Source organism: Cobetia sp. UCD-24C (assembly GCF_001306765.1).
GTDB classification, from domain to species: Bacteria; Pseudomonadota; Gammaproteobacteria; order Pseudomonadales; family Halomonadaceae; genus Cobetia; species Cobetia amphilecti.
On sequence record NZ_LJTD01000001.1, the window covers coordinates 481,490 to 495,698 of the forward strand.

A 14,209-nucleotide genomic window follows, 5' to 3' on the forward strand; every position below is an offset into this window, starting at 1 on the left:
CCTCGCCCCAAGCCCCCTGATTCCGTTACGCCGTGATGGACAGACTTGCCCGTCACGCCACCGCTCTGGATACACAACTCATGGCAACACTGGCGCTCAAGCAGCTCAAGAAGCAGTACCCCAATGGCTACAAGGCCCTGCATGGCATCAATCTGGCTTTCGGCGAAGGCGAGCTGATCGTCATCGTCGGCCCGTCCGGCTGTGGCAAGTCGACCCTGCTGCGCACCCTGGCGGGCCTGGAGGACATCTCCGAGGGCGATCTGGAGATCAACGGCAAGCGCGTCAATGAGCTGGAACCCGCCGAGCGCGATATCGCGATGGTGTTCCAGAACTACGCGCTCTACCCGCACATGAGCGTGTTCGACAACATGGCCTACGGCCTCAAGAATCGGCGCACGCCCAAGGACGAGATCCAGCAGCGTGTCAGCGAGGCCGCCGAGCTGCTGGGCCTGACCGAGCTGCTCGATCGCCGCCCCAAGCAGCTCTCCGGCGGCCAGCGTCAGCGTGTCGCCATGGGGCGCGCCATCGTGCGCAAGCCGCAGGTATTCCTGTTCGATGAGCCACTCTCGAATCTGGACGCCAAGCTGCGCGTGCAGATGCGTCTCGAGATCCGCCGCCTGCAGAAGCGCCTCAAGGTCACTTCCGTCTACGTGACCCATGATCAGACCGAGGCCATGACCCTGGCAGACCGCCTGGTGGTGATGAATGGCGGCCACGTCGAGCAGTTCGGCACGCCGATGGCGCTCTATGATCAACCTGCCAGTCAGTTCGTCGCCGGCTTCATCGGCTCGCCGGCGATGAACTTCCTGAGCGCCACCCAGGCACAGACCGGCCTCGCGCTGCCGTGTGGCGCAACCATTTCCCTGAAGGGCGAAGACCTGACCACGGGCGCCGAGCTGACCCTCGGCATTCGCCCCGAGCACCTGCAGGTACTGGGAGCAGCCGATGCCCTGCCCGCAGGGGCCGCGGAGCTTGAGGCGCGCATCGAGCTGGTCGAACCGCTGGGCGCGGACACCCTGGCGTACTGCCGACTGCAAGGCCAGAGCGAGCCGCTGGTGGTGAGACTGGATGGCGAGCACGCCGTCGCGGAAGAACAGACGCTGCGCCTGGCCATCCTTCCGGCGCGTGCCCATCTGTTCGGCGCCGACGGCAAGCGGCTGGCAACCCGCGAGCAGGCGACAGCGGCCATCGAATGAGCGCTTTCGTCCTGTCGCGGGCCGACGGAACCCCTTGCCCTGATAACGTCATCATTGGATGGTAATGCTTGAGACCTGCCCTGATCCGTCTCGCGTCTGAGCATCAGTGATCCGCCTCGACCGATCAGCGCCACAGCTGCGTAGCGGGCAGACATGCCATTCTTTCTGTGAGGATTCACCATGGTTTCATCGTCACATTCAGCCGACGCATCACATTCAACTGACAGCGTCTTGTCCCTGCCCCTGGCGATCGCACATCGCGGCCTGTCGGCCTATGCGCCGGAAAACACCCTGGCCGCCATTCAGGCGGCGCATGAGGCAGGCTTTCAATGGGTGGAACTGGACGTGCAATTGCTGGGTGATGGCACGCCGGTCATCTGGCACGATGCCGGCGTGAATCGCTGCTCGGATGGGCGTGGCAAGCTCAAGAATCTCGATTGGGACAGCGTGCAGACCTTCGATGTCGGCAGCTGGTTCAATGCGTGCTTTGCCGGTGAGCGCATGGCCTCGCTCAAGCAGGCGCTGGAGCTGATCGCACGCCTGGACATGCGCCTGAATCTGGAGCTCAAGCTCAGCCCTGGCCACGATGCCCAGGCGCTGGTCGATGCTGCCATCCCAATGGCCAGCGCCCATCTGCCCGCCTCACACCTGATCTTCTCGTCGTTTGATCCCCAGGCGCTGCGGTTGACGCGTCAACGCGACCCGCAGGTGCATATCGGCCTGCTCTACGATGACATCCCCGACGACTGGCAGAGCCTGGCCGATGAGCTGAACGCAAGTTCCGTGCATGCCGATTGGCGCGCCCTGACTCGCGCCGCGGCCAGTGACATCACCAGCCGTGGCCACAAGCTGCTCTGCTATACGCCCAACGATGCAGCCGCCTTTGCACCGCGCTGGGCCTGGGGTGTGGATGCCGTCATCAGCGATGACCCGGCCATCTTCAGCGAGGAGGATCGCGAGCCCACTCTACCGAACGACACCACCACGCAAGGGCTACCCCAGACATGACCCCGGGCATCGAGCGCGACAGTCGCAGCGTTGAACACGCGAGCAATGATGCACTGACGCCGCGCCAGCAACAGATTCTCGAGCGACTGGCCCGCGAGGGCCAGCTGGCCGTCGACCCGCTGGCCCACGCCTTCGACGTCACCCCCCAGACCATCCGGCGTGACCTGGGCGTGCTGTGTGAGCGCGGGCTGGCGCGGCGGCGCCACGGCGGCATCGAGCGTCCACCGGGCGGCTACAACCTGGGACACTCCCAGCGCATCATGCTGGCGCGCACTGCCAAGCAGGCCATAGCCGCCAGCGTGGTCGCCGAGATTCCCGATGGCGCCACCCTGGCGCTGGGCATCGGCACCAGCGTGGTGGCGGTCGCCGAAGCCCTGCTTGCCCGACGCGGCCTGCGCGTGATCACCAACAATCTGCAGGTGGCGCAGGCGCTCTCGACCCACCCGGATGTCGCCGTCCAGTTGGCGGAAGGACAACTGCGCCCGCAGGATCTCGACGTGGTCGGCAGCGCCACCGTGGCCTTCTTCGCGCGTCATCAGGTCGATATCGCGGTCCTCGGCTGTGGCGGTCTCGATGCCGGAGGACTGCTCGACTTCGACCCGGAAGAAGCCGCGGTCAGCCGTGCGCTGGTCCATCACGCCCAGCGCCGGATTCTGATCGCCGACGCCAGCAAATGGGGGCGCGCCGCCATGTGCCGCATCGCCCCGCTCGAGGAAATCGACCTGCTGGTCACCGATGAGCTGCCCCATCAGCCCGATTATCGCAGCGCGCTGGAGGCTGCCAGCCAACAGAGCCTGTCGGTGCGCTTCACTGCCTGAACCGAGGCGCGTCGCGCAAGCCGGCACGCATCGACGATACTGAAGGGACACGCGACTGATGACAGCCGCGCTCCCGCTTACCTTCTGAGGATTTCTGGAATCACCATGCAAGCCTTCGCCCACTGTCCTGCCAGCACCCTGTCGGGTATCCGGTATCTATTGACCGATATCGATGACACCCTCACCCATGAAGGGCGTCTCGCGGCATCGACGCTGGCGGCGCTGGAGCGTCTGGATGCCGCCGGCATCAAGGTCATCCCCGTCACGGGCGGCTGTGCGGGCTGGTGCGATCACATCGCACGCGCCTGGCCGGTCGCCAGCGTGATCGGTGAGAATGGCGCCTTTGCCTTCCGCCGCCAGGGGCAGCGCATCCTCACCACCTGGTGGGAAGACGAGCAGCGCCTGCGCGCTCGTCAACGCCATGTCATGACCGTCGCCCGCCAGCTGCTGCTCAACCATCCACGCGCAGCACTGGCCCAGGACCAGCCCTTCCGCTTCGCCGATGTCGCGGTGGACCACTGCCAGGCGGTCGGTCCGCTGGCCCAGAGCGAGATTCGCGCCATCATCGCCGGCTTCACGGCCGCCGGTATTCAGGCGCGTGCCAGCTCCATCCACATCAATGCGTGGCAGGGCGAGTTCGACAAGGCGCGCATGGCGGTGCGGGTCCTCACCGAGACCTTCGGCCTGGGCCGCATGCAGCTGGAGCAGGAGGTGATGTACGTCGGCGATGCCCCCAATGATGCGCCGATGTTCGCCACCTTCCGCCACACCGTGGGCGTGGCCAACATCATCCAGCACCGTGCGGCACTCGGTTGGGAGCCCAGCTGGGTGACACGCCACAGTCATGGCGCCGGGGTCGAGGAAATCGCCGAGGCTCTGCTCACGGCACGCAAGGGAGTCGAGAGCGTCAAGACAGACGCCTGACCCTGTGACTGATGGCGGCCATAGACCTCCAGCAGGATGACGGCCACAGGCCTTTGGACAGAAGTCAGCAGACAGGCATGAAAAAAGCCCGCATGGCATTGCCATGCGGGCTTTTGTTATCCATAAGATAACAAATAACACCAACTACCGGCTATCAGCCACCGAAGAACAATCCCCGCAGACCCTCGCCCGGATCGTCAAAGCGCATGAAGGCTTCTCCCACCAGGAAGCCATGGACGCCGCTGTCGCGCATCTTCGCCACGTCGTCACGGGTATGGATGCCGGATTCGGTGACCACACGCACGCCTTGCGGCATGTCGGCCAGCAGGTCCAGCGTCGTCTCCAGCGACGTCTCGAAGGTGCGCAAGTCACGGTTGTTGATGCCGACCAGTTCGATGCCCAGCGCCAGTGCACGCCTGAGCTCTTCGCCGTCATGCACCTCGACCAGCACATCCATGCCCAGCTCACGCGCCTGACGATACAGAGCGCTCAGGCGCGCATCGTCCAACGCCGCAACGATCAACAGGATGCAGTCGGCACCGATGGCACGTGCTTCCAGCACCTGATACGGGTGAATGATGAAGTCCTTGCGAATCACCGGAATCGAGACGGCGTCGCGCGCCTCGATCATGAAGTCCTCATGCCCCTGGAAGAAGTCGGCATCGGTGAGCACCGACAGACAGGCGGCGCCGGCCTGCTCGTAGGCCACGGCGATCTCGGCGGGCACGAAGTCTTCACGGATCACGCCCTTGGAGGGGGACGCCTTCTTCACTTCGGCGATGATGGCCGGCTCGCCACGGTCGATACGCGACGTCAGCGCCTCGATGAAGCCGCGCGGCGCGCTTTGTTTCTCGATCAGGGTCTGCAGGTCAGCCTCGCTCACCGCGGCGCTGCGCTCGGCGATCTCTTCTTCCTTGCGCGCCAGAATCCTGGCCAGGATAGTCGGCAATGCCTTGTCAGTCGTCTGCTCGGTGCTCATCAGCGGGTCGCTCCTTCATCATTGACCTGGGCGTAGACACGGGTGAAATCCGCCAATTCCTTCATCTTCTCGAACGGCAGCTTGCTGGCCTGCACGTCCTCGGCAATGCTGACACCCTCCTTGAGACTGTCCGCGATGCCCGCCACGTAAAGGGCCGCGCCGGCATTGAGTGCCACGATGTCGCTGGCCGGGCCTTCATCACCACGCAGCGCCTGCTGCACCAGCTTGAGACTGGCGTCCGAGGTCTCCACCGCCAGACTTTCCAGCGACTGGCGCGCGATGCCGAAGTCTTCCGGCGCGATGCGGTATTCGCGGATCTCGCCATCCTTGAGCTCATTGACCAGCGTCGGTGCCGCCAGCGAGATCTCGTCCAGACCATCATCGCTGTGCACCACCAGCACATGCTCGGCCCCGAGGCGCTTGAGCACCTCGGCCATCAGCGGCACCAGCGCCGGGTCATAGACCCCCAGCACCTGACGGGTAGCGCCGGCCGGATTGGTCAGCGGACCGAGGATGTTGAACATGGTACGCACACCCATCTCGCGGCGCGGGCCGATCACGTGCTTCATGGCGGCGTGATGATTGGGCGCGAACATGAAGCCGACCCCGATATCATCGATGCAGCGTGCGACCTGCTCGGCGTCCAGCGCCAGATTGATGCCGGCCGACTCAAGCAGGTCGGCACTGCCGGACGATGACGACACACTGCGGTTGCCGTGCTTGGCCACATGGCCACCGGCGGCCGCCACCACGAAACTTGCCGCCGTGGAGACATTGAACAGGTTGGCACCATCACCGCCGGTGCCGACGATATCCACTGCATCGGTGGCACGCACCGTGACGCGCGTCATCAGCTCACGCATCACCTGGGCGGCGGCGGCCAGCTCATCGACGGTCTCGCCCTTCATCGACAGCGCCATCAGCAAGGCCCCGATCTGCGCCTGGGTCGCCTCGCCGGTCATGATGGCCGTCATGACCGCATGAGTGTCGTCGTAGCTCAGGTGCTGGCGGCGCATCACGGCGCCAATCGCCTCACGCATCTGCATGTTGTGTCTCCGCAGGCGCCAGCCTCGGCGGCTGACGCATGAAAAAATAGAATGTGACTCTTGCGATCAACGCCCGCTCAGGCGGCTTTCGCAGCCTCGCCGCGACGCAGGAAGTTAGCCAGAAGCTCATGACCCTGCAATGTCAGGATCGACTCAGGGTGGAACTGGACGCCTTCGACATCCAGCTCGCGATGGCGCAGGCCCATGATCAACTGCGGCGTGACATCGTCATCATCCGTCCAGCTGGTGACGATCAGACACTCGGGCAGGCTCTCACGATCGACCACCAGCGAGTGATAACGCGTGACTTCCAGCGGCTCGGCCAGCGCGACGAAGACACCGCTGTTGTCGTGACGCACGGCGGAGGTCTTGCCGTGCATCACCTGGGGCGCACGTACCACCTTGCCACCGTAGACCTGACCGATGGCCTGGTGACCGAGGCACACGCCCAGAATCGGCAGCTTGCCGGCGAAGTGGCGAATGGTTTCCAGCGTGATGCCGGCCTCGTTGGGCGTACACGGGCCCGGGCCCAGCACCAGATGTGATGCACCGAGCGCCTCGATCTGCTCGAGCGTGATGGCGTCATTGCGCACGGTCAGCACTTCCGCGCCCAGCTCACTCAGATACTGGACGATGTTGTAGGTGAAGCTGTCAAAGTTGTCGATCATCAGCACGCGTGGCGTGCTGGCGTCCTGCGAAGTGAATGTCTGCATGGTCAGTGTCCATTCTCGGGAGCGGATCATGCGCCGTGATTGACCGGCCTGCCGCTCTCCTGTGGTGTCGTTCCCGCCGTCCAGCAACAAAAATGCCGCCCTGGTCGGCGGCATTCTTCTGGTCGTACGTCCTCGAACTTCAGACATGCGAAAGCCGCCCCCTTGTCAGGAGCGCCACCACTGCTGGCTGAGGTCGTGCGGGTTACGTAGCGTCATGGGTCAATAGTGCGTTGAGCTGCCAGGAGTGTCAATCACATGCGCCGTTGCAGGGAGTGACCCGCGAACACTGGCGAGTCACTCCCGAAATGCGTGGCGCGCCGATCAGTCCAGATTGTCCAGACCGCGCTCCGCCATCGCCACGGCACGGAACAGGGCACGCCCCTTGTTGAGGGTCTCGTCCCACTCGGACTGCGGCACGGAATCGGCCACGATGCCGGCGCCGGCCTGAACGTGCAGCACCTTGTCCTTGAGTACCGCGGTGCGGATCGCGATGGCGGTATCCATGTTGCCGTGCCAGGAGAGATAGCCCACCGCGCCGGAATAGATGCCGCGCTTGACCGGCTCCACCTCGTCGATGATCTCCATGGCGCGAATCTTCGGCGCGCCGGACAGGGTGCCGGCCGGGAAGGTGGCCCGCAGCACGTCCATCGGCCCCAGGCCTTCCTTCAGCTTGCCGGTGACGTTGGAGACGATGTGCATGACGTGGGAATAGCGCTCCACCACCATCTGGTCCGTCACCTTGACACTGCCGGTCTGGCTGATGCGACCGGCATCGTTGCGACCCAGGTCGATCAGCATCAGGTGCTCGGCGACTTCCTTGGGGTCTGACAGCAGGTCCTTCTCCAACGCCAGGTCTTCCTCTTCGGTGGCGCCGCGCACGCGGGTGCCGGCGATCGGGCGCACCGCGACCTCGCCATCCTCGAGACGCGAGAGAATCTCCGGCGACGAGCCGATGACGTGGTGGTCATCCAGATTGAAGAAGAACATGTACGGCGAAGGATTCAGGCTGCGCAGTGCACGGTAGAGATCCAGCGGCGCGGCGCGGTAGGGAATCGACATGCGCTGCGACGGCACGCACTGCATGACATCACCGGCCAGCACGTATTCCTTGATCTTCTCCACTGCGCCCTTGAAGCCTTCCTCGGTGAAGCCGGAGGTGAAGTCGGTCTCCTTGACCGGCTCGCCGCCGGTGCCGGGGCTGACGGTGTTCAGCGTCGCGCTGCGCAGCTGGATCTCGAGGCGTTCGAGACGCTCGCAGGCGGCCTCATAGGCGTTGGGGGTTGCCGGGTCGGCGTGGGTCAACAGCGTCAGACGCCCGGACAGGTTATCGAAGATCACCAGCTCGTCGGCGACCATCAGCAGGATGTCCGGCACGCCCAGCGGGTCCGGCTTCTCGACGCCGCGCAGGCGCGGTTCGATATAGCGCACGGTGTCATAGCCGAAGTAGCCGACCAGGCCGCCATTGAAGCGTGGCGCACCGTCGATGACCGGCACACGGAAACGGGTCTGGAACTGCTCGATCCAATCGAGGGGGTCCTCGACCTCGGTCATGCCGGTCTGCTCGCCATTGATCAGATGCGAGACCACCTGGCCACGCACCTCGATGCGCTCACGACACGGCAGGCCGATGATGGAATAACGCCCCCACTTCTCTCCGCCCTGCACGGACTCCAACAGGAAGGTCCACGGCATGTCGGCCAGCTTGAGATAGGTAGACAGTGGCGTGTCGAGATCCGCCAGCACGTCACGGGTGACGGGAATGCGGTTGTAACCGGCTTCGGCCAGTTCAGCGAAGTGTTGTGGGGTCATCATGACCTGCAGTTCCTTCCACGGAGGGTGCGTTGCCGACACGGGGCCGGCTTGTCTGGGACTCAGTCTATCATCGCGGGTCGCTGGCGGCAGCGCTGCTGGAGGCAAGTTCTGCCATCTCATGCCTCACTGTGCGCCCGAGCTGGACACCAGCCTCGCTCTGTCAATTCCCATCAATCAGCGTCACTCAGCCAGCCACGACCAGCTCGGCGAGCGAGTCGACGAGGTAGTCCGGGTGGCTGCGCGAGATCGGCTCGCCATGGTTGTAGCCGTAAGGTACCGCCAGGGTGCGGAAACCGGCGGCGCGGCCTGCCGCGATATCGTGGCGCGAGTCACCGACCATCAAGGCCTGACGCGGCAACACCTCCAGCCGCTCGGCGGCGAACAGCAGGGGCGCGGGGTCCGGTTTGCGCGTCGGCAGGCTATCGCCGCCCAGCGCCAGCGCGAAATGCTCGCTCAGCGCGAAGTGCGAAAGCAGCGGTTCGATGAAGGCTTCCGGCTTGTTGGTGATCAGCACCAGCGAGATCCCGGCCTGGCGCAGACCCTCCAGACATTCCCGCACCCCGGGATAGAGTCGCGTACGCGAGCTGGGGTCGGCGGCGTAATGTGCCAAAAAGCTCTGATGCGCCTGCTCGACCCGCGCCAGGTCATCGGTCGCCAGGCCATGAGCTGCCAGGGCGCGCTCCACCAGTACCCGCGACCCATTGCCGACAAAGTCGCGTACCCGCGCCTCGCCCAGCGCCGCCAGCCCCTCTTGCTCAAGCATGCAGTCGATCGCATGGGCGAGGTCCGGCACCGAGTCGATCAGGGTGCCATCGAGGTCGAAGGCGACCATCTCGATCGCCCTGAGCGACGGATGTACCGGACCTGTGAATGTGGGATGATCGTGCATCCTTGCTCCTTTTCAGCGACAGAATTCGTGTAGGTGCCAAAAGCGCAACACCGAGTTCTCGCGTGCTCATGGCGAATATACGTAAAATAACGACATCTCGCGCATGCAGCACTATTTAGCACGCTCATTATCTTGTTATCATAGCGGTATCGCGACGCCAGTTATCGACTCCGGGCCTTGCATGTTCTGACTCGATAGCCGGCCGACACTTTTCACACCTTCCCATCAATCTTGTCACTGAGGAGCACTCAATGGCCATTCCCCGCATCGTAGTCGTTGGCGGAGGCGCCGGCGGTCTGGAACTCGTCACCAAACTGGGCCACAAGCTGGGCCGCAAGAAGAAAGCCGAGATCATTCTGATCGACCGCAATTCCACGCACATCTGGAAGCCGCTGCTGCACGAAGTGGCCACCGGCGTGCTGGATTCCGGTCTCGATGAAGTCTCCTACCAGGGCCATTCCAAGGCCCACGGCTACAAGTTCCAGCGCGGCACCCTGGAAAGCCTGGAGCGTGAAGAGAAGCAGCTGACCCTGGCCGCCATCCATGACGCCAAGGGCAACGTGCTGCTGCCTGCCCGCCAGCTCAGCTATGACTATCTGGTGCTGTCACTGGGCAGCGTGTCCAATGATTTCGGCACCGAAGGCGTCGCCGAACATTGCCACTTCCTGGACAGCCCGCAGCAGGCCGAGAAATTCCGCCGCGACATGCTCGACACCTTCCTGCGCTTCAGCGCCAACGGTGAGGAATGTGAGCGCCAGCAGCTCAACGTCGCCATCATCGGCGCCGGCGCCACCGGGGTCGAACTCTCCGCCGAGCTGTTCGATGCCTCCAAGATGCTGCACAGCTACGGCTTCTCCTCGCTGGAAGACCGCCAGGTCAAGGTCCACCTGATCGAGGCCGCACCGCGCATCCTGCCCGCCCTGCCGGAACGCATCGGCAAGCCGGTCGCCAAGGAGCTGACCAAGCTGGGCGTCGATATCCACGTCGATACCCGAGTGACTTGCGCCGACTCACGCGGCATCACCACTGCCGATGGCACCTTGATCGAAGCCGACCTGAGCGTGTGGGCCGCCGGTATCCGTGCGCCCGCCTTCCTGTCCGAGCTGGGTCTGTCCACCGAGCGCAACCATCAGGTCAAGGTGCACCAGACCATGCAGAGCATCGATGATAAGTTCATCTTTGCCCTCGGTGACTGTGCCAGCTGCCCGCAGCCGGATGACAAGCGCGTCCCGCCGCGCGCCCAGGCCGCTCACCAGCAGGCCAGCCTGATGGTCAAGAACCTGCGCGCCGCGATGGCCAACAAGCCGCTCAAGGACTTCGTGTTCAAGGACCACGGCTCGCTGATCTCGCTGGCGCACTTCGATGCCGTCGGCTCGCTGATGCGCGGTGCCTCGGCGCGTTCGCTGTTCATCGAAGGCCGCCTGGCCAAGTTCTTCTACGCCTCGCTGTATCGCATGCACCAGATGGCGATTCACGGCGTGGTCAAGACCGGCATGACGGTGGTGGTCGATGGCCTGAACCGTTACCTGCGTCCGAAGATGAAACTGCATTGATCGCTCGCCAGTAACGCAAAACGTAAAACGCCCCCAGCGGAGACCGCTGGGGGCGTTTTCGTTTCACGCATTCAATCAAGCAGACCGTCAGGTCTCGCCGAGCAGGCTGTCCAGCGCAAGCTCACCGGCGATCAAGCGGCGCTTGGCCGCCACACTCAACTGCTTGACGCGATACTCAAGCTTGAGCGCCCGCGAGCGATCGCCGACCACCTGTTGATAACACAGCGAGAGCGGCCCCTTGCCGCGCAGCGCCCGCGCACCGCGCTTGCCGCCTTCATGCTCGCTAAGGCGGCGCGCCACATCGGTACTGATACCGGTATAGAGGCGCCCCTGGGCCGTCTCGAGCACATACAGCGACCACTCGCTGAGTACCGCGGCGTGAGCCGAGCCATCGACTGCCTCGCCAGCTCGCGCGCTTTCATCCGTCACGCGATCAGCTGCGCACACTGGCAAGCTCGGCACGCAGCTTCGCCAATACGCTGTCGTAGCGGTTGGCATCGCTGTCACTGCGCGCATTGAAGATGGCGGAACCGGCCACGAAGGTGTCGGCACCGGCGCGCGCGATCTCGGCGATGTTGTCGACCTTGACGCCACCATCGATCTCGAGACGGATGTTGTAGCCGGAGGCATCGATGCGACGACGCGCTTCACGCAGCTTGTCGAGGGTACCGGGGATGAACGACTGGCCGCCGAAGCCCGGGTTGACGCTCATCAACAGAATCATGTCGACCTTGTCCATCACGTAGTCGAGGTAGGACAGCGGCGTGGCCGGATTGAATACCAGACCGGACTTGCAGCCCGCATCACGAATCAGCTGCAGCGAGCGATCGACGTGGTCGGAGGCTTCCGGATGAAAGGTGATGTAGCTGGCACCGGCCTCGGCGAAGTCACCGATCATGCGGTCGACCGGCGTGACCATCAGGTGGGCATCGATCTCGGCGCTGATGCCGTAATCACGCAGCGCCTTGCACACCATCGGCCCGATGGTCAGGTTGGGCACGTAATGATTGTCCATCACGTCGAAGTGGACGATATCGGCCCCGGAGGCCAGCACATCCTCGACCTCCTGCCCCAGGCGGGCGAAGTCAGCGGACAGGATCGACGGGGCAATCTTGAAGTCATTCGGCAGTAGTTCAGACATGTCATCAGGCGCCAGCGAGAAGTGGAAGAGGCATTTTACGCCACCCTCTCACAAAAGACAGGCGCTGTGTGAATGTGCACCGCCAGCCTGCCGGTCCGTCGCTGCCGATCCGTCGCCGGCCCACGCCAGGCACTCCACTGCGACTCGCACCCATAAGCCGCCCTCACACCAAGCCCTCATTACCCTTCCAGATCAGACACCAACAAGAATATTGCCGTGCAAAGTTGAAATTGGTGCATTAGCAACTGATAGTTAAGCTGTTCTTTCGGTCCAGTGAGCAGCTCGCTGGCCTTCTGCGCATGTTCCTCGCATTGCACGCGTCATGTCGCATCTCTTATAACGATAACAGGAACCGACACCTCTCATGTTCGACACCTCTCTCGCAAACCGCAGACATCTCAAGGCGCTGGCCGCCGCCGCACTGTTGCCGCTGGCCGGCCTGCTGCCGACGGCGATTCCCGCCGCCTTCGCCGAGTCTTCCGCGATTCTGGAAGGCGAGCGCTTCCACCCCCAGGAAGGTCAGCACGGCATGGTCGCGACCAGCCACTATCTGGCCTCTCAGGTCGCACGCGATGTGCTGGCCGATGGCGGCAACGCCGTCGACGCCGCCGTGGTGGCAGGCTTCGCGCTGGCCGTCACCCAGCCGCGCTCCGGCAACATCGGTGGCGGCGGCTTCATGCTGGTGTCGGATGAGAAGACCGGCAAAGTGGTCGCCATCGATTACCGCGAGAAGGCCCCGGCGGCGGCCAGCGAGACGATGTTCCAGGACGAGAATGGCGAGGCGGTCTCCGAGTGGTCACGCTTCACCCACCGCGCGGCAGGCGTGCCCGGCACCGTCGCTGGCCTGGCCAAGGCGCTGGAAGACTACGGCACCCTGAGTCTCGAGCAGGCCCTCGCCCCGGCCATCAAGCTGGCCGAAGACGGCTTCGTGATTCCGACGCGCTTCGCCAAGGGCTTGAGCGATGCCAAGGACCGTCTGGCCAAGTGGGACAGCACCGCCAAGGTGTTCTACAAGCCGGATGGCAGCAACTATCAAGCCGGTGAGCTGTTCAAGCAGCCGGAACTGGCCGCGACCCTCAAGCGCATCGCCGCCAATGGTCCGCGCGAGTTCTACGAGGGTGAGACCGCCCGCCTGATCGTGGCCGAGATGGAGCGCCACGACGGCATCATGACGCTGGATGACCTCAAGGCCTACGAGCCGGCCATCCGCGAGCCGGTCCACGGCACCTATCGTGGCTATGACATCTTCTCGATGAGCCCGCCCTCCTCCGGCGGCGCGCACATCGTCGAGATTCTCAACATGCTCGAAGGCGATGACATCCAGGCGATGGGCTTCAATTCCGCCGCCACCATCCACGTGATGGCGGAAGCGATGCGCCGCGCCTACGCCGACCGCTCCGAGTATCTGGGCGACACCGACTTCGTCGATGTGCCGCTGTCGGGCATCATCTCCAAGGACTACGCCAAGGAATTGCGCGCCCAGCTCGAGCTCGACAAGGCCACGCCCTCCAGTGAGGTCAAGCCCGGCAAGCCGCAGCCGTATGAGTCCAATCAGACCACCCACTTCTCGATTGCCGATGGCAATGGTCTGGCCGTCTCCAATACCTACACCATCAACTTCAGCTACGGCTCCGGCATCGTGGTCGATGGCGCAGGTTTCCTGCTCAACAACGAGATGGATGACTTCTCCGCCAAGCCGGGCGTGCCGAATGCCTATGGCCTGATCGGCGGCGTCGCCAACAAGATCGAGCCGAACAAGCGCATGCTGTCTTCCATGAGCCCGACCATCGTGATGAAGGATGGCAAGAACTTCCTCGTCACCGGCAGCCCCGGCGGCTCGCGCATCATCACCACCACGCTGCAGGTGATCATGAACGTGATCGACCACGGCATGAACATCCAGTCGGCGGTCAGTGCGCCACGCATCCACCACCAGTGGCTGCCGGACGAGATTCGTATCGAGGCGGGCATCAGCAAGGACACCATCCGTCTGCTCGAGGCGATGGGCCACAAGGTAGTGACCAAGGACGCCATGGGCGCCATCCAGTCGATCATGATCGACGACGGCACCTTCTACGGCGGTGCCGACCCGCGTCGCTCCACCTCTTCGGCCATGGGGCTGTAGACGAC

At 63.9% G+C, this 14,209-nt stretch carries 13 protein-coding genes; 6 read left to right on the plus strand and 7 right to left on the minus strand.

All coding sequences use genetic code 11. The annotated features are described in order from the left end of the window. Nucleotides 1–80: 80 nt before the first annotated feature. From AOG28_RS02060 to AOG28_RS02075, 4 genes are all read left to right on the plus strand, one after another. Complete coding sequence (locus AOG28_RS02060) at nucleotides 81–1,196, plus strand: sn-glycerol-3-phosphate import ATP-binding protein UgpC (protein WP_054555140.1); 1,116 nt, start codon at nucleotides 81–83, stop codon at nucleotides 1,194–1,196. Nucleotides 1,197–1,427: 231 nt separating this feature from the next. Beyond that, entirely contained in the window at nucleotides 1,428–2,204 is a 777-nt protein-coding gene (locus AOG28_RS02065; RefSeq protein WP_235506912.1) for a glycerophosphoryl diester phosphodiesterase, read from the plus strand. Continuing rightward, entirely contained in the window at nucleotides 2,201–3,022 is an 822-nt protein-coding gene (locus tag AOG28_RS02070) for a DeoR/GlpR family DNA-binding transcription regulator (RefSeq protein ID WP_082388142.1), read from the plus strand. The genes AOG28_RS02065 and AOG28_RS02070 overlap by 4 nt, the downstream gene beginning before the upstream one ends. A gap of 105 nt (nucleotides 3,023–3,127) precedes the next feature. Beyond that, on the plus strand, nucleotides 3,128–3,946 hold the full coding sequence (locus AOG28_RS02075; protein ID WP_054555142.1) for an HAD-IIB family hydrolase: 819 nt from the start codon (nucleotides 3,128–3,130) through the stop codon (nucleotides 3,944–3,946). A 154-nt stretch (nucleotides 3,947–4,100) separates the two neighbouring features. Here the strand turns inward: AOG28_RS02075 and trpC are convergent, their stop codons facing one another. The 5 genes from trpC to AOG28_RS02100 all read right to left on the minus strand — a co-directional run bounded on the left by trpC (nucleotide 4,101) and on the right by AOG28_RS02100 (nucleotide 9,385). Continuing rightward, a complete protein-coding gene (trpC, locus tag AOG28_RS02080) occupies nucleotides 4,101–4,925 on the minus strand; it encodes an indole-3-glycerol phosphate synthase TrpC (protein ID WP_054555143.1) in 825 nt (274 codons plus the stop codon). Next, nucleotides 4,925–5,971 carry an anthranilate phosphoribosyltransferase gene (gene trpD / locus AOG28_RS02085; RefSeq protein WP_043335260.1) on the minus strand — a complete coding sequence of 349 codons (1,047 nt, stop codon included), beginning with the start codon at nucleotides 5,969–5,971 and terminating at the stop codon, nucleotides 4,925–4,927. The genes trpC and trpD overlap by 1 nt, the downstream gene beginning before the upstream one ends. Nucleotides 5,972–6,048: 77 nt before the next feature. Next, entirely contained in the window at nucleotides 6,049–6,684 is a 636-nt protein-coding gene (locus AOG28_RS02090) for an anthranilate synthase component II (RefSeq protein ID WP_054555200.1), read from the minus strand. Between the two features lie 321 nt (nucleotides 6,685–7,005). Beyond that, nucleotides 7,006–8,493, minus strand: coding sequence for an anthranilate synthase component I (gene trpE / locus AOG28_RS02095; protein ID WP_043335326.1), 1,488 nt, complete (start codon nucleotides 8,491–8,493; stop codon nucleotides 7,006–7,008). 187 nt (nucleotides 8,494–8,680) lie between these two features. Further along, on the minus strand, nucleotides 8,681–9,385 hold the full coding sequence (locus tag AOG28_RS02100; RefSeq protein WP_054555144.1) for a phosphoglycolate phosphatase: 705 nt from the start codon (nucleotides 9,383–9,385) through the stop codon (nucleotides 8,681–8,683). A gap of 251 nt (nucleotides 9,386–9,636) precedes the next feature. Between AOG28_RS02100 and AOG28_RS02105 the strand changes: the two genes are divergently transcribed. Continuing rightward, entirely contained in the window at nucleotides 9,637–10,938 is a 1,302-nt protein-coding gene (locus AOG28_RS02105; protein WP_054555145.1) for an NAD(P)/FAD-dependent oxidoreductase, read from the plus strand. A gap of 87 nt (nucleotides 10,939–11,025) precedes the next feature. On the opposite strand, the gene AOG28_RS18610 is transcribed toward AOG28_RS02105, so the two are convergent. Together AOG28_RS18610 and rpe are read right to left on the minus strand one after the other, a co-directional pair. Further along, a complete protein-coding gene (locus tag AOG28_RS18610; protein WP_442854940.1) occupies nucleotides 11,026–11,367 on the minus strand; it encodes a GIY-YIG nuclease family protein in 342 nt (113 codons plus the stop codon). A 4-nt stretch (nucleotides 11,368–11,371) separates the two neighbouring features. After that, nucleotides 11,372–12,079, minus strand: coding sequence for a ribulose-phosphate 3-epimerase (rpe, locus tag AOG28_RS02115; protein ID WP_043335268.1), 708 nt, complete (start codon nucleotides 12,077–12,079; stop codon nucleotides 11,372–11,374). A 364-nt stretch (nucleotides 12,080–12,443) separates the two neighbouring features. Here rpe and ggt point away from each other — a divergent pair, with 364 nt between their 5' ends. After that, nucleotides 12,444–14,204 (plus strand): gamma-glutamyltransferase, encoded by a 1,761-nt coding sequence (ggt, locus tag AOG28_RS02120; protein ID WP_082388144.1) that lies wholly within the window; start codon nucleotides 12,444–12,446, stop codon nucleotides 14,202–14,204. Nucleotides 14,205–14,209 lie beyond the last annotated feature (5 nt).